General features: G+C 68.8%; 17 protein-coding genes and 1 pseudogene. 12 read left to right on the top strand and 6 right to left on the bottom strand.

Going from position 1 to position 19,407, the window contains the following annotated elements; all coding sequences use genetic code 11:
- Positions 1-48: 48 nt before the first annotated feature.
- A complete protein-coding gene (locus AB4070_RS04615) occupies positions 49-297 on the bottom strand; it encodes a WhiB family transcriptional regulator (protein ID WP_017203224.1) in 249 nt (82 codons plus the stop codon).
- A gap of 230 nt (positions 298-527) precedes the next feature.
- On the opposite strand from AB4070_RS04615, the gene AB4070_RS04610 reads away from it, so the two are divergent.
- A complete protein-coding gene (locus AB4070_RS04610; protein ID WP_441979094.1) occupies positions 528-914 on the top strand; it encodes a hypothetical protein in 387 nt (128 codons plus the stop codon).
- A gap of 47 nt (positions 915-961) precedes the next feature.
- On the opposite strand, the gene bcp is transcribed toward AB4070_RS04610, so the two are convergent.
- From bcp to aroA, 3 genes are read right to left on the bottom strand one after another with little or no spacing between them, the layout of a single operon-like run.
- Positions 962-1,435, bottom strand: a complete 474-nt coding sequence (gene bcp / locus AB4070_RS04605; protein ID WP_058633158.1) for a thioredoxin-dependent thiol peroxidase — start codon at positions 1,433-1,435, stop codon at positions 962-964.
- 9 nt (positions 1,436-1,444) lie between these two features.
- Positions 1,445-2,515, bottom strand: a complete 1,071-nt coding sequence (rsgA, locus tag AB4070_RS04600) for a ribosome small subunit-dependent GTPase A (RefSeq protein ID WP_441979093.1) — start codon at positions 2,513-2,515, stop codon at positions 1,445-1,447.
- 2 nt (positions 2,516-2,517) lie between these two features.
- Positions 2,518-3,834, bottom strand: a complete 1,317-nt coding sequence (aroA, locus tag AB4070_RS04595; protein WP_441979092.1) for a 3-phosphoshikimate 1-carboxyvinyltransferase — start codon at positions 3,832-3,834, stop codon at positions 2,518-2,520.
- Positions 3,835-3,907: 73 nt separating this feature from the next.
- On the opposite strand from aroA, the gene AB4070_RS04590 reads away from it, so the two are divergent.
- The 3 genes and pseudogenes from AB4070_RS04590 to AB4070_RS04580 form a co-directional block, all read left to right on the top strand.
- On the top strand, positions 3,908-4,570 hold the full coding sequence (locus AB4070_RS04590; protein ID WP_046749476.1) for a sigma-70 family RNA polymerase sigma factor: 663 nt from the start codon (positions 3,908-3,910) through the stop codon (positions 4,568-4,570).
- Complete coding sequence (locus AB4070_RS04585) at positions 4,567-4,812, top strand: zf-HC2 domain-containing protein (RefSeq protein ID WP_046749475.1); 246 nt, start codon at positions 4,567-4,569, stop codon at positions 4,810-4,812. The genes AB4070_RS04590 and AB4070_RS04585 overlap by 4 nt, the downstream gene beginning before the upstream one ends.
- 33 nt (positions 4,813-4,845) lie before the next feature.
- A pseudogene (locus AB4070_RS04580) lies at positions 4,846-6,060 on the top strand (GNAT family N-acetyltransferase); the annotation flags it as partial.
- Positions 6,061-6,192: 132 nt separating this feature from the next.
- On the opposite strand, the gene AB4070_RS04575 reads toward AB4070_RS04580, so the two are convergent.
- Complete coding sequence (locus tag AB4070_RS04575) at positions 6,193-9,879, bottom strand: multifunctional oxoglutarate decarboxylase/oxoglutarate dehydrogenase thiamine pyrophosphate-binding subunit/dihydrolipoyllysine-residue succinyltransferase subunit (RefSeq protein ID WP_441979091.1); 3,687 nt, start codon at positions 9,877-9,879, stop codon at positions 6,193-6,195.
- A gap of 160 nt (positions 9,880-10,039) precedes the next feature.
- On the opposite strand from AB4070_RS04575, the gene AB4070_RS04570 reads away from it, so the two are divergent.
- From AB4070_RS04570 to AB4070_RS04560, 3 genes are all read left to right on the top strand, one after another.
- Positions 10,040-11,494: a GuaB1 family IMP dehydrogenase-related protein gene (locus AB4070_RS04570; RefSeq protein WP_441979090.1), complete on the top strand. Its 1,455-nt coding sequence runs from the start codon at positions 10,040-10,042 to the stop codon at positions 11,492-11,494.
- Between the two features lie 112 nt (positions 11,495-11,606).
- Entirely contained in the window at positions 11,607-12,923 is a 1,317-nt protein-coding gene (locus tag AB4070_RS04565; RefSeq protein ID WP_441979089.1) for a hemolysin family protein, read from the top strand.
- Complete coding sequence (locus AB4070_RS04560) at positions 12,920-13,981, top strand: hemolysin family protein (protein WP_441979088.1); 1,062 nt, start codon at positions 12,920-12,922, stop codon at positions 13,979-13,981. Before AB4070_RS04565 ends, AB4070_RS04560 begins: the two co-directional genes overlap by 4 nt.
- Positions 13,982-14,045: 64 nt before the next feature.
- Here AB4070_RS04560 and AB4070_RS04555 read toward each other — a convergent pair whose 3' ends face one another.
- Complete coding sequence (locus AB4070_RS04555; protein WP_441979087.1) at positions 14,046-15,113, bottom strand: NADH:flavin oxidoreductase/NADH oxidase; 1,068 nt, start codon at positions 15,111-15,113, stop codon at positions 14,046-14,048.
- 56 nt (positions 15,114-15,169) lie between these two features.
- Here AB4070_RS04555 and AB4070_RS04550 point away from each other — a divergent pair, with 56 nt between their 5' ends.
- The 5 genes from AB4070_RS04550 to AB4070_RS04530 are packed head-to-tail and all read left to right on the top strand — an operon-like array spanning position 15,170 to position 19,379.
- On the top strand, positions 15,170-16,003 hold the full coding sequence (locus tag AB4070_RS04550; protein WP_441979086.1) for an NAD(P)H-hydrate dehydratase: 834 nt from the start codon (positions 15,170-15,172) through the stop codon (positions 16,001-16,003).
- Positions 16,000-17,232: a hypothetical protein gene (locus tag AB4070_RS04545; RefSeq protein WP_441979085.1), complete on the top strand. Its 1,233-nt coding sequence runs from the start codon at positions 16,000-16,002 to the stop codon at positions 17,230-17,232. Before AB4070_RS04550 ends, AB4070_RS04545 begins: the two co-directional genes overlap by 4 nt.
- 4 nt (positions 17,233-17,236) lie before the next feature.
- Positions 17,237-17,611 carry a thiamine-binding protein gene (locus AB4070_RS04540; protein ID WP_441979084.1) on the top strand — a complete coding sequence of 125 codons (375 nt, stop codon included), beginning with the start codon at positions 17,237-17,239 and terminating at the stop codon, positions 17,609-17,611.
- Positions 17,604-18,080, top strand: a complete 477-nt coding sequence (locus tag AB4070_RS04535) for a GNAT family N-acetyltransferase (RefSeq protein WP_441979083.1) — start codon at positions 17,604-17,606, stop codon at positions 18,078-18,080. The genes AB4070_RS04540 and AB4070_RS04535 overlap by 8 nt, the downstream gene beginning before the upstream one ends.
- A gap of 9 nt (positions 18,081-18,089) precedes the next feature.
- Complete coding sequence (locus AB4070_RS04530; RefSeq protein ID WP_441979082.1) at positions 18,090-19,379, top strand: MFS transporter; 1,290 nt, start codon at positions 18,090-18,092, stop codon at positions 19,377-19,379.
- Positions 19,380-19,407: the final 28 nt, after the last annotated feature.

Below are 19,407 nucleotides of genomic sequence, written 5' to 3'. Positions count from 1 at the left end.
GACAGACGGAAGCGGCCTGAGAGTCGATCTCAGGCCGCTTCCGGAAGGTCAGGAGGCGCGGCGTGCGCGGGCGGCGCGACGCTTGAGAGCGCGGCGCTCGTCCTCGGAGAGGCCGCCCCAGACGCCGGAGTCCTGGCTGGTCTCCAGGGCGTACTGCAAGCAGATCTCGGTGACCGTGCAGGTGGCGCAGACGGTCTTCGCCTTCTCGATCTGATCGACAGCCGGACCGGTGTTCCCCACGGGGAAGAAAAGCTCGGGGTCGACAGTCAGGCAGGCGGCCTTATCGCGCCAGTCCATGGGGGCTCCTCGGTGTGGATTTCAAGAGATGTCGCGATGCGACCGCTCGGATTCGGGTAGTAGTTCGGGTTCCGCTACCCTGTTGAGATGCGGACGGAATGTCCGCGAATTGTGATGCGAGCGTGAACGCTCGCCCCACGCCGCTGTGGGAGCACATGACTTTCTCTATTCTGTTACATGAAAACCGTGAAATCAAGGGTTTTCTCCTCATTCGCTCCAAGGGAGACACCGTGCGCGCACCAGGAATCGCCCTCGCGGCGGCGGCCGTCCTCGCTCTCGAGGCAGTGGCGCTCCTGGTCTTCGCGGTGATCGAACTCGCCGGTCTCGGTGCGGGTGACGCAGCCTCTCTCCCGACCGCCCTCGCGCTCATCGTCCTGACACTGATCGGTGCCGCAGCCCTCATCGCCTTCGCGGTCGGCACGCGCTCCGGCAAGTCCTGGGCGCGCTCAGGGGGAGTGGTCTTCCAGGTGCTCGCCGTGGCCCTCGCACTGGCTTCTCTCACCCTGCAGCCGATCTCCTGGCCGTTCACGCTCGGAGTCGGGCTCCCCGGCCTGGTCGGCTTCGTGCTGCTGATCTCGAGCGCTCGTCGCGAAGGGCCGCAGCGCGCGGCGGAGTGACCTCCTGAGCTCTGAACTCCGAGGCTCGGGAGGGCCTACGGGACAGGTCAGGCGTCGATGCCGAGCTGCTTGCGCAGTCGCGCGACGTGGCCGGTGGCCTTGACGTTGTACTGCGCGAGCACGATCGTGCCGTCCTCGTCGAGGACGAAGGTCGAGCGGATCACGCCCTCGACGAGCTTGCCGTAGTTCATCTTCTCCCCCCACGCACCGTACGCGGAGTGGACCGCGTGATCGGGGTCGCTGAGGAGCGGGAAGGTGAGGGCATCGCGCTCGCGGAACTTCGTCAGCGTCGCGGGGTCGTCACGCGAGATGCCGACCACGCGGTAGCCGGCACCCTGGAGGGACGAGATGCTGTCGCGGAAGTCGCAGGCCTCCGTGGTGCACCCGGGGGTCATCGCGGCAGGGTAGAAGTACAGCACGGTCTTCTGGCCGCGCAGATCCTCGAGGCGGACGGTGTTCCCATCCTGGTCGAGGAGCGAGAAGTCGGGGGCGGCGGTTCCTGGTTCGAGGCGCTGGGTCACGCCCCCAGCCTAACGCCCGGGCGTCTGCTCCGCCTTGTCTGCGAAGGTCTGCAGCAGACGTTGCAGGGAGTCGAGCCGCGCACGACCGGTCTCTCCCAGTTCCCCTCGTTCCGCCGCCTCGATGAGCGCGCAGTCGGGGGCATCGGCCAGATGGGTGCAGCCTCGGGGGCAGTCCTCGGCGATCGCTGCGAGCTCGGTGAAGGCCGCGAGGATGTTGGCCGGATCGACGTGGCCGAGTCCGAACGAGCGCACCCCCGGAGTGTCGATCACCCAGCCGGTGCCACCCGCTCCCTGATAACGCAGGGACACGGTCGACGACGACGTGTGGCGGCCGCGTCCCGTGACCTGGTTCACGTGCCCCGTGGCGCGCAGTGCCGTCGGAACGAGCGCATTGACGAGTGTCGACTTGCCGACTCCGGAGTGCCCGACGAACACCGTGGAGTGACCGATGAGAGCCTCGCCGATCTCCTCCACGGGCATCTCGTGCTGGGAGCTCGTGAACACCCGGAGGTCCAGCCCCTCGAAATGCGTGAGGAACTCGGTCGGGTCGGCGATGTCGGTCTTCGTGACGACGAGAAGCGGGCGGATACCGGCGTCGAGTGCGGCCACGAGATAGCGATCGACCAGGCGCGCGCGGGGTTCGGGGTCGGCGGCCGCGACGACGACGAGCATCTGGTCCGCGTTGGCGACGATCACCCGCTCCACCTGGTCCGTGTCATCCGCGCTGCGTCGGAGAAGAGAGGTCCGTTCGACGATGCCGACGATGCGGGCGAGGGTGCCCTCATCTCCCGAGGTGTCGCCGACCACTCGGGCCTGGTCGCCCGTGACGATGGGGGTTCGGCGCAACTCGCGGGCACGTGTGGTGGTGATCGTGCGTTCCTCCGCCGTGTCCTCCCCGAGCAGGACGGAGTAGCGACCCCGATCCACACCGAGCACTCGCCCCACCTGCGCATCCTCGTGCGCGGGACGGCGCTTCGTACGCGGTCGGTTGGCCTTGGGGTTCGGACGGGTGCGGATGCTGCTCTCGTCGAAGTCCTCGAAGTCGTCTTCGAGGTCGTCGGAGTCGTCGAGCCAGCTCACCGTCAGCCCCGCAGCATCCGCTCCCAGAGCATCGTGAACTCCGGGAGGGTCTTCGCAGTGGTGCCGATGTCGTCGATCTCCACGTCGGGGACACGGAGGCCGATGAGCGCGCCGGTCGTGGCCATCCGGTGGTCGTGGTGAGCAGCCCAGCGTCCACCGTGCAGCGGGCGCGGGATGATGCGGAGCCCGTCCGGCAGTTCCTCTGCCTCGCCGCCGAGGGCGCGCAGATTTCCGATGAGCGCAGCGATCCGATCGGTCTCATGCAGACGGATGTGTCCGATGCCGCGGATCGTCGTCGGGGAGTCCGCGAAGGCGGCGAGGCCGACCAGTGTGGGGGTGAGTTCGCTCGCTGCCGAGAGATCGAGGTCGAGACCGCGGATGCCGGAGCCGGCGCGCACCGTGAGCGTGCCCCCGTGCCGTCCGACGTGCGCTCCGGTCGCCTGGAGGATCTCCGGCAGGAGGGCGCCCGGTTGGGTCGAGTGCGGAGGCCAGCCCGTGATCGACACGGATCCGCCGGTGACGAGCGCGGCGGCGAGGAACGGCGCGGCGTTCGAGAGATCGGGTTCGATCGCGATCTCCTTGGCGCGGGGTACGCCCGCCTCGACAAGCCATTCGCCGACGGCGGGGCGCTCGATGCGGATGCCCCGGCGGCTGAGCGCCTCGATGGTCATGTCGATGTGCGGAAGGCTCGGCAGGTGCTCGCCGGTGTGGACGAGGTGCAGTCCCACGTCGAAACGCGGAGCGGCGAGCAGGAGTCCGGAGACGAACTGGCTCGATGCGGAGGCATCGATCTCGACGCGACCCCCGCGGATGCGCCCGTGGCCGCGGATCGTGAACGGAAGAGCCCATGTGCCCTCGTCGTCGATGTCGACCCCGAGGTCGCGCAGCGCGCTGATGAGGCCGCCCATCGGCCGATGGAGGGCGGTCTCGTGCGCGGTGAGATGCACGTCGTGCTCCGCGAGCCCTGCCAGTGGAGCGATGAAGCGCATGACGGTGCCGGCCTGTCCGCAGTCGATCGTGGTGCCGCCGTGGAGCCTCGCAGGGGTGACGACGAGATCGGGCCCGAACTCATGTCCGGCATCCACTTCCTCGATGCCCACCCCGAGGGCGCGCAGCGCGTCGACCATGCGCGCGGAGTCGTCCGAGTGCAGAGGAGCGATCAGGCGGCCGGGACCGTCGGCGATCGAGGCGATGATCAACTCGCGGTTCGTCAGGGACTTCGAACCGGGGATCGTGAGCTCGGCGTGCACGGGCACGTCGGTCGAGGGCGCGGTGTAGGCGCCCTGCACGCGGGAGGGGGAATACCTGTTGGCGCTCATCGGTTCTCACCTTAGTAAACGCAGGGAGCTTCGTCGCGAACGACAGGCTCCCACCCCCACCGAAGGAGCGAGTATGACGGCGACGTTGGAGCGCGAGGTGATCGACCTCAGCGGCCTAGACTGGCCGGTGATGGATGACACCGCAACCGCAGACACCGTCGGCGACCCTCGGCGCGAGTTCGAAGAGCAGGCGCTCCCGTTCATGGACCAGCTCTACGCCGCCGCGATGCGCATGACGCGCAATCCCGCCGACGCCGCCGACCTCGTGCAGGAGACCTTCGTCAAGGCCTACGGGTCCTGGGCGACGTTCTCGCAGGGCACGAACCTCAAAGCCTGGCTCTACCGGATCCTCACGAACACCTACATCAACATCTACCGCAAGCGTCAGCGGGAGCCGTTCCAGGGCACGATCGACGAGCTCGAGGACTGGCAGCTGGGCGGAGCGGAGTCGACGACGGCATCGCACAGCCGCTCGGCCGAGGCGGAAGCCATCGATCGGATGCCCGCCTCCGTCGTCAAGGACGCGCTGCAGGCCGTGCCGGAGGACTTCCGTCTCGCGGTCTATCTCGCGGATGTCGAGGGTTTCGCGTATCAGGAGATCGCCGACATCATGAAGACCCCCATCGGCACCGTCATGAGCCGTCTGCACCGTGGCAGGCGGATGCTGCGGGAGCTGCTGGCAGATTACGCCGCTGAGCGGGGCATCGCCGCGGCCGAGACGAGGAGCAAGAAATGAGCGACTGCGGCTGCGACAAAGCCCGTCAGGATCTGGAGGAGTACCTCCGCAACGAGGTGTGCAAGACCGAGCACACCGAGATCCGCGAGCATCTGGAGAACTGCCCGTCCTGCCGGGATGAGGCTCTCGTCGCCACGACCCTCACCGACGTGATCGCTCGGGCCTGCAAGGAGACCGCGCCCGAGGAGCTCCGCGACCAGGTGTTCGCGCGGCTGCGGGCCGTGCAGGCAGCCCAGCACTGACACCGCGTCTCAGGCCGTCGGTAGTGTGGGTGGATGACCTCCATCGATGCGAGAGACGTACCCGCTGACACCACCTCGAGGGAACGACTGGCCGGAGCCGGTCTCGACTATCGCGTCGTCGATCTGAGCGATGACCCGACGGCTTCGGCATTCGAGCGCGCGGTCGACCGCGGGTTCCTCGGTCCTGAGCCGAGCACCGAGATGATCGCCCAGGTGCGCAAGACCTTCGCCGAGCGGCGGAACGTCGGGGTGTACGAGCAGGGCGCGGTCGATACCGACCTTCCCGTCGCGACGATCAACGGCTGGGTGACCCCGCTCACCGTCCCCGGCGGTGGCGAGATCGACATGTGGGCCATCAGCGTGGTCACGGTGTCGGCGACGCATCGACGTCGCGGTATCGCCAGGGCGCTTCTCGAGGGCGAGCTTCGGGCTGCGGCAGCCTCCGGTGTGCCCATCGCGGGCCTCACGGTGTCGGAGGCGACGATCTACGGTCGCTACGGCTTCGGCTCCGCGATCCCGGTCGCACGTCACACGGTCGACACCCGACGCGCCGGCTGGAGCGGCCCGACTCCGCTCGGCACCCTCGAGTACGTCGACCGGGAGACCCTCGCTGCAGACCTCGGCACGGTGCACGAACGCGCACGGGGAAGGGCTGCGGGGCAGATCCCCGGGTGGCAAGGTCGATGGGAGGGGTACGCGGGCGTGTCTCCCACCCCGGAGCGCGACCAGGCGCGTGGGGTGCGCTATCGGGACGAAGACGGCGTGCTGCGTGGCGTCATGGCCTACACCGTCGGTGAGGCCGCCGGCACCTTCCGGTTCCGGATGGACGTGCGCCTGCTGGTCGCCGAGACGGCGGACGCGCGCACGACGCTCTGGCGCTTCGCCCTGCAGCACGATCTCGTCGACGAGGTGGTCGCCGACCTCCGCCCGGTCGACGACCCGCTGCCATGGCTCGTGCACGACACCCGCGGCGTGAAGCAGGAGGTGCACGACCACGGCTGGCTGCGCATCCTCGATGTTCCGGCCGCGCTGACCGCCCGTCGCTACTCGGCGCCGATCGACGCCGTCATCCGGGTGGAAGACTCCCTCGGCTTCGCGAACGGCGACTGGCGCCTGCACGTGGACGACTCCGGTGTCGCGGCCGTCGATCCGGTGACCGATTCCGCGGCAGGCGTCGATGCCACGCTCGACGTCTCCGCGCTCTCTGCCATGTACGCGGGAGGGGTGCGCGCTGCGACGCTGCACGGCGCCGGCCGCATCGCCGCCGATGCTGCTGCGGTCGAGGCCCTCGATCGAGCCTTCATCGCGTTCCCGGCGCCGTCCCTCGACATCTGGTACTGGCCGCGACCTGGGTCGCGGCGCCCCTTCTCGTACCGACGATCAGCCGAGTGTGACGGCTGCCTTGATCAGTGCAGCCTGCTCTGCCGCGTGGACCTTCGAGGATCCGGTCGCCGGCGAGGCCGAAGCCGGACGCGAGACCGGACGGAACGAGCGGTCTCCCGGCACATCGGCGAAAGCGAGCGCGAGGAAGGGCCATGCCCCCTGGTTCTCCGGCTCTTCCTGCACCCACACCAGCTCGGCGTTCGGGTAGGAGTCGGTGATGGCCTTGAGACCGTCGATCGGAGTCGGGTACAGCTGCTCGAGCCGGACCAGAGCGATCTCGGGGTTCGGGTTCTTCTCGAGCTCGGCCCGGAGGTCCCAGTGCACCTTGCCCGAGTGGACGAGCACGCGCTTGACGGCTGCGCGGTCGAGGCCGCGGTCGTCGTCGAGCACAGGCTCGAACCGACCCTGGGTGAATGCCTCGACGGGGCTGGTCGCTCCACGCAGACGCAGCATGGCCTTCGGGGTGAACACGATCAACGGCTTGCGCGGACGGGCGTAGGCCTGGCGACGCAGCAGGTGGAAGTACGAGGCCGGAGTCGACGGGCGCGACACGATCATGTTGTCCTGCGCGCACATCTGCAGGAACCGCTCGATGCGCGCGGACGAGTGATCCGGTCCCTGACCCTCGTAGCCGTGGGGGAGGAGCAGGGTCACGCTGGACTGCTGCCCCCACTTCTGCTCGGCCGCCGAGATGTACTCGTCGATGACGGACTGGGCGCCGTTGACGAAGTCGCCGAACTGCGCCTCCCAGAGCACGAGCGCCTCGGGGGCCTCGACCGAGTAGCCGTACTCGAAGCCGAGAGCCGCGTACTCGCTCAGCAGCGAGTCGTACACGAAGAAGCGTCCCTGGGCGTCGGAGAGGTTGGACAGGGGCAGCCATTCCTGCCCGTTCGCGCGGTCGTGCAGGGTCGCGTGACGCTGCACGAACGTGCCGCGCCGTGCATCCTGCCCGGCCAGGCGGACCGGGGTGCCCTCCACGAGGAGCGAGCCGAAGGCGAGCAGCTCGCCGAAGCCCCAGTCGATGGCTCCGTTGCGACTCATGTCGAGGCGCTTCTCGAGCAGCTGCTGGATCTTCGGGTGCACCGTGAAGCCCTCGGGCTTGTTCACGAAGGCATCGCCGATCATCTGGATGACCTCGCTCGGCACGCCGGTGACCTCCGGTGCGCCGACCTGGTCCTCGACGGGCGGCGTCTCCGGTGCGACGGGGAGGGCTCCGGTCTCGGCTGCGTGCGTCTCGGCGAAGGCTATCTCCAGTCGGTTCTGGAAGTCGGCCTTGGCCTCGTCGTACTCCTGCTCGGTGATGTCACCGCGGCCGACGAGCGACTCGGTGTACAGCCGGCGGACGGAGCGCTTCGCCTGGATGAGGTCGGTCATCAGGGGCTGCGTCATCGAGGGGTCGTCTCCCTCGTTGTGGCCGCGTCGGCGGTAGCAGACCAGGTCGATCACGACATCGCGGTGGAAGCGCTCGCGGTACTCGAACGCCAGCTGGGCGACGTGGATGACGGCTTCGGGGTCGTCGCCGTTCACATGGAACACCGGCGCCTGGATCGTCTTCGCGACGTCCGTCGAGTAGATCGACGTGCGCCCGTCGTTCGGGGTGGTGGTGAAGCCGACCTGGTTGTTCACCACGACGTGGATCGTGCCACCGGTGCGGTATCCGCGCAGCTGCGACATCTGCAGCGTCTCGACCACGACGCCCTGGCCGGCGAAAGCCGCGTCGCCGTGCACGAGGATGGGCAGCCACGCGAACGTGCCGATGGGCTTGCGGTCCTGCTTGGCGCGGACGATGCCCTCAAGCACACCGTCGACCGTCTCGAGGTGCGAGGGGTTGGCGGCGAGGTAGACGGGAAGCTCCGACTTGTCATCCGCGACGAAGGTGCCCTCGGTCCCGAGGTGGTACTTCACGTCGCCGGAGCCGCGCTGGTTGCCTGGCGTCTGCGTGCCCTCGAACTCGCGGAAGACCTGACCGTAGGTCTTGCCGGCGATGTTCGTGAGCACGTTCAGGCGACCGCGGTGGGCCATGCCGATCGCAGCCCCTTCGAGGCCTGCCGTGGCCGCGCCCTGCAGGATCTCGTCGAGCAGCGGGATCAGCGACTCGCCGCCCTCGAGGGAGAAGCGCTTCTGGCCGACGAACTTGGTCTGCAGGAAGGTCTCGAATGCCTCGGCCTCGTTGAGCTTGCGGAGGACCCGCAGCTGCTCGTCGTGGCCGGGCTTCTGGTACTTGACCTCCACCTTCTCCTGGAACCAGCGGCGCTGCTCCGGGTCCTGGATGTGCATGTACTCGATGCCCAGCGTGCGGCAGTACGAGTCGCGCAGCACCCCGAGGATGTCGCGGAGCTTCGCGATGCGTCGTCCGCCGAATCCGCCGGTGACGAACTCGCGGTCGAGGTCCCAGAAGGTGAGGCCGTGGCTCTCGATCTCCAGGTCCGGGTGCGAACGCTGCACGTACTCGAGCGGGTCGATGTCGGCCATCAGGTGACCGCGCACACGGAACGAGTTGATGAGCTCCTGCACGCGGGACTGCTTGTCGACGCGCTCGGCGAGGTCGACCGCGATATCGGGGTTCCACCGGATCGGTGCGTAGGGGATGCGGAGCGCCGCGAAGATGTCGTCGTAGAAGCCGCGCTGCCCGATGAGCAGCTCGTGCACCTTCTTCAGGAACTCGCCGGAGCCGGCTCCCTGGATGACGCGGTGGTCGTAGGTGCTCGTGAGCGTGATCGTCTTGCCGATCGCCAGCTCGTTGAGCGTCTTCTCGCTCGCGCCCTGGAACTCGGCCGGGTACTCGAGGGCGCCGGCGCCGATGATGCAGCCCTGGCCCTTCATGAGGCGCGGCACCGAGTGCACGGTGCCGATTCCGCCGGGGTTGGTGAGCGACACCGTGGTGCCCTGGAAGTCGGCGGCGGTCAGCTTGTTGCCCCGAGCACGTGTGACCAGGTCTTCGTACGCGGAGAGGTACTCGGTGAAGGTTAGGGTGTCGGCGCGCTTGATGCTGGGCACCATGAGGGCGCGTGTGCCGTCGGGCTTGGGGAGGTCGATCGCGATGCCCAGATTGACGTGCGCCGGCGCGACCACCGAGGGCTTGCCGTCGACCTCTGCGTAGAACACGTTCTGGCTGCGGAACTCGTCGAGGGTGCGGATGAGCGCCCAGCCGATGAGGTGGGTGAAGCTGACCTTGCCGCCGCGGGTGCGAGCCATGTGGTTGTTGATGACGATGCGGTTGTCGATCATCAGCTTCGCCGGCACGGTGCGCACGCTCGTGGCGGTCGGCACGGTGAGCGACTCGTCCATGTTCGCTGCGAGGGTCTTCGGCAGACCGCGCAGCGGCGTGACCTTGTCCTCTTCGGCGGGAGCGGGAGCCTCCTTGGACTCCGACTTCGCGGCGGGCTTCGGGGCCTGGGCGGGGATGGGGGCGGCTGCGGCGGGCTTGGCGGTGGTGCGCGCGACGGGCTGGGAACCGATCACGGGGATCGGTGCCGTCACGGGGTGCGCAGCCTGGGCCGGCGCGTCGGACGCTGCGGCGGGAGCGCCGGACGCCGTCTCGGAGTGGTACTTCTCCAGGATGGGCCACCACTCCTTGTCGACGGAGTCGCGGTTCACCTTGAACTGCTCGTAGAGCTCTTCAACGAGCCAGGAATTGGCTCCGAACCCCCCGTCGCCGTTGACGCCGGTCACCTGGTTCGACACTCTCGATCGCCCTCTTTCATCGCTGAAGCTCTCTGGTGCGGACGTCGACGCAGGATGCGTTCGGGCCCGCACACTCTCGACCAACAAGCCTAACGTGTTTCCCTTGGGGAATCGTCGAAGCCGAGCGCCCACCGCGTCGCGATCTGGGTACCGTGGAAACATGAAGTTCTCTGGAGCGCAGCCGACCGTCGATCTGACCTACTCCGACGTGTTCCTGGTACCCCGCAGATCCGCGGTCACCAGCCGTCTCCAGGTCGATCTGGCGCCGCAGGACGGCACGCCGGCGACACTGCCGCTGGTCGCGGCCAACATGAACTCCGTGACGGGTCCGCGCATCGCCGCGGTGCTCGCTCGGCGTGGCGCTCTCGGCGTGCTGCCTCAGGATCTCCCTCTGCAGGAACTCGATGCCGCGATCCGCGAGGTGAAGTCGCAGCCCGTCCTCTGGGACACGCCGATCGTGCTGCCCCCGGAAGCCTCGGCCGCAGACGCGCTCCGCCTGCTGCCGGCGACCAGCGGCCACGGCATCGTCGTCGCCCGCGGCGCTGCCCCCATCGACGTCGACCGGATCCTCGGCATCCTGCCAGCGACCAGGCTGGCGACCGCGCTCCCCGATGCGCAGCTGGGTGACCTGGTGCATCGCGGCACGCCATCGATCGACGCGGACGACATCGGCTCAGAGCGGCACGCCTTCGACGTCATCACCGACGCGGGCGTCGAGATGGTCACCGTCGTGCACCACGGGCACCTCGTCGGCACACTGAGCGCTCGCAGTGCGCTTCGTTCGACGCTGTACCGCCCGGCGGTCGACGCCGACGGGCGCCTCGCCGTCGCCGCTGCGGTCGGCATCAACGGCGACGTCGCGGCCAAGGCCAAGGCCCTCGCCGCCGCCGGCGTCGACGTGCTGGTGGTGGACACGGCCCACGGGCACCAGGAGGGCATGCTGCGAGCGCTGCGCGCCGTCGCCGAGCTCGACCTCGGTCTTCCCGTCGTCGCGGGCAACATCGTCACTGCGGACGGCGTGGCCGACCTGGTGGACGCCGGTGCGTCGATCCTCAAGGTCGGCGTGGGTCCCGGCGCGATGTGCACCACCCGCATGATGACCGCGGTCGGCCGCCCGCAGTTCTCCGCTGTGCTCGAGACGGCGCAGGCGGCGCGGGAGCTCGGCGCGCACGTCTGGGCCGACGGGGGAGTGCGCTACCCCCGCGATGTCGCCCTGGCCCTCGCCGCAGGTGCCGCCTCCGTCATGGTCGGTTCGTGGTTCGCGGGGACGATCGAAGCTCCGGGCGAGTTGCAGCGCGATGCGGAAGGGCGCCTGTTCAAGGAGTCGTGGGGCATGGCGTCGACCAAGGCGGTCCAGGCCCGCTTCGGCAGGCTCGACGCCTACGAGCGTGCACGTAAGGAGCTGTTCGCTGAGGGGATCTCCTCATCGAAGATCTACCTCGACCCGCTCCGGCCGGGCGTGGAGGATCTCCTCGACATGATCACCTCGGGGGTGCGCTCCTCGTTCACCTACGCCGGGGCCGCATCGGTCCCGGAGTTCCATGACCGCGCCGTCGTGGGGCTGCAGTCGGCGGCCGGCTACGAAGAGGGCAAGGCGCTTCCGGTCAGCTGGTGATCGTTGCGCGCATACAGGTCGCGTTGGGTACAATCGTCGGCATAATGGACGACCCTCCCAGTTGTAGAACATCGCCCCACTGTCCGCCTCTCTCACAGGAGAGGAACCTCTGATGGACTACATCATGTTGGGCGTGGGGCTCCTGCTCACGGTCGGCACCGGCCTCTTCGTCGCGAGCGAGTTCGCCCTCGTGAACCTCGATCGCGCGGAACTCGAGGCCAGGCAGGCGAGAGGCGAGTCGCGGCTCTCCCTCACCATCAGCGCCCTCAGGCACACGTCGACCCATCTCTCCGCGGCGCAGCTCGGGATCACGCTGACCACCCTGCTCACCGGGTACACGATGGAGCCTGCGCTGTCGAACCTGCTGCGTCCGACGTTCATCGCCTGGAGCATCCCCGAGGCGGCCGTCACCCCGATCGCGACCGTCGTGGCGATGCTGGTGGCGACGGTGCTCTCGATGATCCTCGGCGAGCTCGTCCCCAAGAACTTCGCCCTCGCGCTGCCTCTGGCCACCGCGAAGCTCGTGATCCCGTTCCAGATCGCCTTCACGACCGTGTTCAAGCCGGCCGTCGTGGTGCTCAACGGCAGTGCGAACGGCGTGCTGCGCAGCATGGGCATCGAGCCGAAGGAGGAGCTCTCGGGGGCTCGGAGCGCGGAGGAGCTCTCCTCTCTCGTGCGCCGTTCCGCCAGCGCCGGTCTGCTGGAGGCTGACACCGCGACCCTCCTCGACCGCACGCTCACCTTCGCGCGGCTGACCGCCGCCGATGTGATGACAGCGCGTCCGAGCATGCATGCGATCGCCGCCGGAGACTCCGCCGACGACGTCATCCAGCTCGCCCGACGCACCGGGCACAGCCGTTTCCCGGTGTACGACGACGACCTGGACGACATCACCGGTGTCGTCCACCTCAAGGCGGCCATCTCCGTGCCTCGAGAGCGTCGGACCGAGGTTCCTGCCGGAGCGCTGGCGACGGAACCGCTCCGGGTACCGGAGACCGTGCACGTCGACGCGCTGATCGCCGAGCTGCGCGCGCGCGGGTACCAACTGGCCGTCGTCGTCGACGAGTACGGTGGCACGGCCGGTCTGGTGACTCTCGAAGACCTCGTCGAAGAACTCGTGGGTGAGGTCGCCGACGAGCACGATCGGACCAGGGCCGGAGTGATCCGCAACCGCGAGGGCATCACGTTCCCCGGGGAGCTCCGACCGGACGAGCTGCGTCGTCGCGCCGGTGTGGAGGTGCCGGAGGGCGACGTCTACGACACTGTCGGCGGCTACGTCATGAGTGTGCTCGAACGGGTTCCGTCTGTCGGCGACGAGGTCGAGCTCGACACCGGCACGCTCCAGGTCGTGCGCATGGACGGTCGGCGTGTCGATCGGGTGCGCTACGTACCGAGACCGCTCGCTGTCGATGAGGAGGTGACCCGATGAGCGACTGGGGAGGACTCGCCTGGCTCGTCGTGCTCCTGGTCGCGAACGCGTTCTTCGTCGGCGGCGAGTTCGCCGTGATCTCGGCCAGAAGATCGCAGATCGAGCCGCGCGCAGATCAGGGCTCGCGTGCAGCGAAGACGGCCCTGTACGCGATGGAGCATGCCACTCTGATGCTCGCGACCTCGCAGCTCGGCATCACGATCTGCTCGCTGCTCATCCTGAACGTGTCGGAGCCGGCCATCCACCACCTGCTGTCGGTGCCGTTGCACGCGCTGGGGTGGCCGGACGGCGCGGTCGATGCCGTGTCGTTCACGGTCGCGCTGCTGGTCGTCTCGTTCCTGCACGTGGTGTTCGGCGAGATGGTGCCGAAGAACCTCGCCTTCTCCGTACCGGACCGCGCCGTGCTGATCCTCGCCCCGCCGCTGGTCTGGGTGTCGAAGGTCTTCATGCCCGTGATCTGGGTGCTCAACGCGGCGGCGAACGGCGTGCTGCGCCTGTTCCGCGTCGAGCCGAAGAATGAAGCGGCATCCACGTTCACGCTCGAAGAGGTAGCGACCATCGTCAGCCAGTCGCGGCGCGAGGGCGTGCTCATGGACACGGCGGGAACCGTCGCCGCCGCCGTCGAGTTCACCGACAAGAAAGCCAGGGATGTCGCTGTGCCCCTGAGCGATCTGGTCACTCTTCCGCAGTCGACGACGCCGGACGACATCGAGAAGGCGGTCGCCCGCTACGGGTTCTCGCGTTACGTGATCGTCGACGAGGAGTCGGTTCCGATCGGCTACGTGCACCTCAAGGACATCCTGCGGGCGTCCGAGGGAGCGGACGCCGAGACCAAGATGATCCAGCCGGTCCCGGCCAAGCGCATCCACCACATGGTGCCCGTCCAGGAGAACACCGACCTCGAGGACGCCCTCGCGGTCATGCGCCGCGCGGGCCGGCACCTGGCCAAGGTGCGGGACGCAGAGGGGAACACCACTGCTGTCCTGTTCCTCGAGGACATCCTGGAAGAGCTGGTCGGCGAGGTGCAGGACGCGACACGACGCTTCCGAGGACGCTGATCCTCCACCGCACGACGAAGGCCGCCGGATCCTGCACGGATCGGCGGCCTTCGTCGTTCGGCGCTCAGCGGGGACGGGCGCGCTCGTACTGCGGTGGCCAGGTGATCTCGGCGTCGAGCTCATGCGCGGCGCGGAGGGCGAAATGCGGGTCGCGCAGCCATTCGCGCCCTGCGAAGATCGCGTCGGCGGCGCCATCGGCGAGCACCTGCTCCGCCTGAGCGGCCGCCGTGATGAGTCCCACAGCGGAGACCGGGATCCGGCCCCCCTGACGCACTCCCTCGGCGAGGGGCACCTGATACCCGGGGAACACGCTGATCCGCTGGTGCGCCACGAGGCCACCGCTCGATACGTCGATCAGGTCTGCACCGTGCTGCGCCGCCCAGTCGCCGACGGTCGCCGCCTCTTCCGGCGCGAAGCCGCCGTCCGCGTGGTCGGTGGCGGAGATGCGGACGAACAGCGGCACGTCGGCGCCGGCGGCATCGCGGACGGCGTCGACCACGCGCAGCAGCAGGCGGGCGCGGTTCTCGAGCGAGCCACCGTATTCGTCTTCACGGTGGTTGGACAGCGGGGAGAGGAACTGGTGGAGGAGGTAGCCATGCGCTCCGTGGATCTCCAGCACGTCGAACCCCGCGGCGACCGCGCGACGAGCTGCATCGGCGAAGGCCTCCACCACGCGGTCGATGCCTGCCGCATCGAGGGCGAGCGGGGTGTCGAAGCCTTCGTACGCGATGGCGGACGGCGCGGATGTGGTCCATCCACCCTCAGCGGGCGGCACAGTACCTCGTTCGGGAGCCCAGGGCCACCACGTCGAGGCCTTGCGACCGGCGTGGGCGAGTTGGATGCCCGCGTGCGATCCCCGATCGTGGATCGCCTGGACGATCGGGGCGAGCGCGTCGCGCTGCTCGTCGTTCCACAGCCCCAGGTCGCGTGGCGAGATCCGCCCATCGGGGACGACGGCGGTCGCCTCGGCGATGATGAGCCCGGCGCCGCCGGATGCGAACTGCGCGAGGTGGGTGTGATGCCACTCCTGCGCCACGCCGTCGACGGCGCTGTACATGCACATCGGCGACACCCAGAGGCGGTTGCGCACAGTGACGGAACGGATGGTCAGCGGGGAGAAGAGAAGACTCACCGTTCGACGCTACCGCCGCGCAGGCGACCCGAGGGCCGTCGCACTAACGTGGAGTCATGGTCGAGGTGCGCGAGTGGACGCGAGATGACACGGCGCGGTTGTTCCGTGTTCCCACAGCCGACGACGACAAGTACGCCCGTGGTGTGGTGGCGCTTCGCACCGGGTCGCCTGCGTATCCCGGTGCCGCCGTGCTCGGGGTGGAGGCCGCGTGGCGCGCGGGCGCCGGATTCGTCCGGTACGTGGGCGCGGAGCGGGTGGCAGATGCTGTTCTCGCCCGACGTCCGGAGACGGTGGCGGGGGCGGATGTCGGCCGATCGCGGATCGACGCCTGGGTGATCGGTTCCGGCACGGACCCCACCGACCGGGTCGACGCGGAGCAGGCTGCCCTCGAGGCGATCGTCGCGGGCGATGCAGCCGTGGTGATCGACGCGGGCGCACTCGATCTCGCCGGGAAGGCGCGCGCTCCCTTCCTGGTGACCCCTCATGCGCGGGAGTTCGCCCGGTTGCAGGAGCAGCTCGGCATCTCCACGTCCGACGAGGATCGCGCGTCGGCGGCCCGGAGGACGGCGGAACGGATCGGAGGCACCGTGCTGCTGAAGGGCGCTCGCACGCTGATCGCGTCTCCTGACGGCGGCGTCATCGCCGTCGACGCGGGTACAGGGTGGCTGGCGACCGCGGGGACAGGGGATGTGCTCGCCGGGGTGCTGGGTGCGGTGCTCGCAGCCAACCAGGGCAGCCCGATCGCCGAGGTCGCCGCCGCCGGGGCGTGGATACACGGACATGCGGGGCGAGTGGCCGCGGGGATGAGCGACGGCGGGACGGGGCATCCGATCGTCGCCATGGACGTCGCTGCGGCACTGCCGCAGGCGATCGCGGACGTCCTCGCGTGAATCGCCCGCCGACCGGGGTGGCCGTGCTGTGGGTCGCCTTCCTCCTCGCCCACCTGCTCACGGCATGGGCGGGCTGGGTCTACCCCAGTCAGCCCATGGGCGATGTGGTCCTCGTGTACGAGCCCTGGGCTTCGTCGGCGCTCGACGGGGGCCCGATCGTCGGCGTCACCGAGACCTGGGTGTACCCGCAGCTCGCGCTCGTGCCGATGCTCGTGACCAAGATGCTCGCGGCGCCGCTCGTGCCGTTGCTCGGGGTCTCCGGTGCGTACCTGATCGGATGGGCTGCGCTCGTCGTGATCCTCGATGCGCTGGCGTTCGGAGTGCTGGTCGGCCGCTCGCCCTCGCGCCCGCGCCGCGTGGCCGCCTGGTTCTGGTGTGCGGCGCTGCTCCTGCTCGGACCGATCGCGCTCTATCGGATCGATGCGATCACGGTGCCGATCGCCGTGATCGGCGGGCTCTGGCTCGTGAGACGGCCCGTCGTCGGCGCTGCCCTCTTCACGATCGGCGCCTGGATCAAGATCTGGCCCGGCGCGCTCGTGCTCGCCGCCGTGATCGCGCTCCGGGCACGCATGCGGGTGCTGTTCGCCGCGCTGGCCGTCACGGCCGGAGTCATCGCAGCGCTGCTGCTGCTCGGAGCGGGTTCCGAGATCCTCGGCTTCCTGACGGAGCAGACGGGACGGGGACTGCAGATCGAAGCGGTCGCGGCCACGCCGTTCCTGTGGCTCGCCGTCACCGGGGCCGCCCACATCGAGTACAGCTTCGAGATCCTGACCTTCCAGATCACGGCGCCGGGCGTCGATGCCGTCGCGGCTGTGCTCACGCCCCTGATGGCGGTGTGCGTGCTCGCGGTCGCCGCCGTCGGCGCGCTCAAGTCGATCCGCGGTGCGAGCTTCTCTCGTCTGTTCCCTCCGCTCGCCCTCGCACTCGTGACGCTGCTGATCGTCACCAACAAGGTGGGTTCCCCGCAGTTCCAGACCTGGCTGATCGCGCCGGCGATCCTGTGGCTCGTGCTCGACCGCGTCAGGGCGCGCGTCCCCGCCGCCGTCATCCTCGCCCTCTGTCTGCTCACCTGCCTCGTCTACCCGATCGGCTACGACGCGCTGCTGCGAGCCGACACCCTCTCCGTGGCTGTCCTCACAGTGCGGAACGTCCTTCTCGTCGTCCTGCTCGTGCTGGGCATCCGTGCTCTGCTTCGCGTACCCGTCCGCCAACCGAAAACCCTGGAGTGAAACCATGTTGATCGCCTTCTCCGTCGCCCCGAGCGGAACCCCGACCGCGGGTGCCGAGCGCACCGATGCGTCGGTGCACGACGCCGTGGCCGCTGCCGTGCGCGTGGTGCGCGAATCGGGCCTGGCGCACCGCACCACCAGCATGTTCACCGAGATCGAGGGCCCCGACTGGGACACCGTCATGGACGTCGTGAAGCGTGCGACCGAGGCCGTGATGCCGTTCGGATCGCGGGTCTCGCTCGTATTGAAGGCAGATATCCGGCCGGGGTACTCCGGAGAGCTCGATGCGAAGATCGAACGCCTCGAAGCGGCCATCACAGAGGCGGGCTCAGAAGAGGCGGGATCAGAAGAGGCGGGATCCGAGCGCGCGGATGACTGACGTCGTCTCGGCGGCGTCGATCGCCCTTCGACCGGCGCTCGCCGAGGACGCCGAGTGGATCGCGGAGCTGAGGGCCGATGTGCTCAGAGCCGACCTGGAGCGACTCGGACGTTATGACGAGGTTCGCGTCCGGCAGCGCTTCCGCGACGCGTTCGAGCCTGCTCAGACGCGGATCATCGTCGTGGATGCCGTCGACATCGGCTCGGTCGCCCTCCGCCCGGACGGACGCACTCGCTGGCTGGAGCACTTCTACATCGCTTCCTCGCACCAGGGTCGCGGGATCGGGGGCCGCGTGCTCACGACGGTGCTCGACGGCGCCGGCCGGTATCGCCTCAACGTGCTCAGCGGCAGCCCGGCCCGCGGTCTGTACGAGCGCCACGGGTTCGTCGTCGATTCCGAGGACGACGTGGATGTGTTCATGACGCTCGACTGCGAGCGTGAGACGAGTCGGGCGCCAGAGGGCCGGTAGGCTGTTCCGGTGAATCCCTCGACTGAATCGAGGGGTGCGGCGAAGTGGGCGCTCCTCTCTCTCGCCATAGGCAGCTTCGGAATCGGCATGACCGAGTTCGTGGTCATGGGCCTGCTTCCCAACATCGCCGCCGACCTGCTCCCTTCGCTCTGGGCGACCAGCCAGGAAGATGCGCTGAGTCAAGCAGGGTGGTTGATCTCGCTGTACGCGCTGGGCGTGGTGGTCGGCGCCCCGACCATCGCCGGTTTCGTCGCGCGATATCCGCGGCATCGGGTGATGATCGTGCTGGCTCTCGCGCTGACGGTGTTCAACGCACTCACCGTGGTGCTGCCCACGTTCGAGCTCGTCGCCGCGTCGCGCTTCCTCGCCGGTCTCCCGCACGGTGCGTACTTCGGCATCGGCGCACTCGTGGCGGCCGACGTGATGGGGCCGGGCAACCGTGCCAAGGGTGTGGCCTTCATCCTCACCGGCCTCACGGTCGCGAACGTCGTCGGCGTGCCGCTGGGTACCTTCCTCGGACAGCAGTGGGGCTGGCGCTCGGCCTTCGCCGTCGTGGCCATCGTGTTCGCGCTCGCCACGCTCTGCATCGCTCTGTTCGTGCCGGAGCATCCCGGGGATCCAGGGCGCACGATGCGGCAGGAGCTGCGGGTGTTCCGGATTCCGCAGGTGTGGTTCACGCTGGGTGTCGGAGCGATCGGGTTCGGCGGGTTCTTCGCCGTCTACAGCTACATCGCGCCTCTGGTGACCGAGGTGTCCGGTTCGCCGGAGTGGGTCGTGCCGATCGTGCTCGTGCTGATGGGGCTCGGGATGACGGCGGGAAACCTGGTCGGCGGTCACCTCGCCGACATCGATCTGCGTCGCACGCTGCTCTTCGGCCTCGCCGCGATGGCGCTCGTCTTCGCGCTGCTCGCCTTCCTCTCGTTCTGGATCGTCAGCCTGGCGGCCGTGGTGCTCGTGGTCGGATTCGTCTCGTCGGTGCTGAGCCCCACGATCCAGACCCGCCTCATGGACGTGGCCGGTGACAACCAGTCGATCGCGGCAGCCATGAACCACTCCGCGCTCAACATCGGCAACAGCCTGGGCGCCTTCCTCGGCGGTGTCGTGATCGCCGCAGGCTGGGGCTTCACGGCGCCGGCATGGACAGGAGCGGCGCTCGCCGTGGCGGGCTTGCTGATCGCCCTGCTGTCGTATCGCATCGAGGGCCGTCGTCCCGCGCCGGTGGAGCTCGTCACAGCGGTATCGGCCGGATCGACACCGACCGTTTCGACATCGACCGCACCGACGACGACCGCCCCGTAGACGACCGCCCTGTAGACGACCGCACCGT

Origin of the sequence: Microbacterium sp. 2RAF4, from assembly GCF_052115285.1 — a bacterium.
Taxonomy (GTDB): domain Bacteria; phylum Actinomycetota; class Actinomycetes; order Actinomycetales; family Microbacteriaceae; genus Microbacterium; species Microbacterium oxydans.
This window is presented reverse-complemented; position numbering and strand designations above follow the sequence as displayed.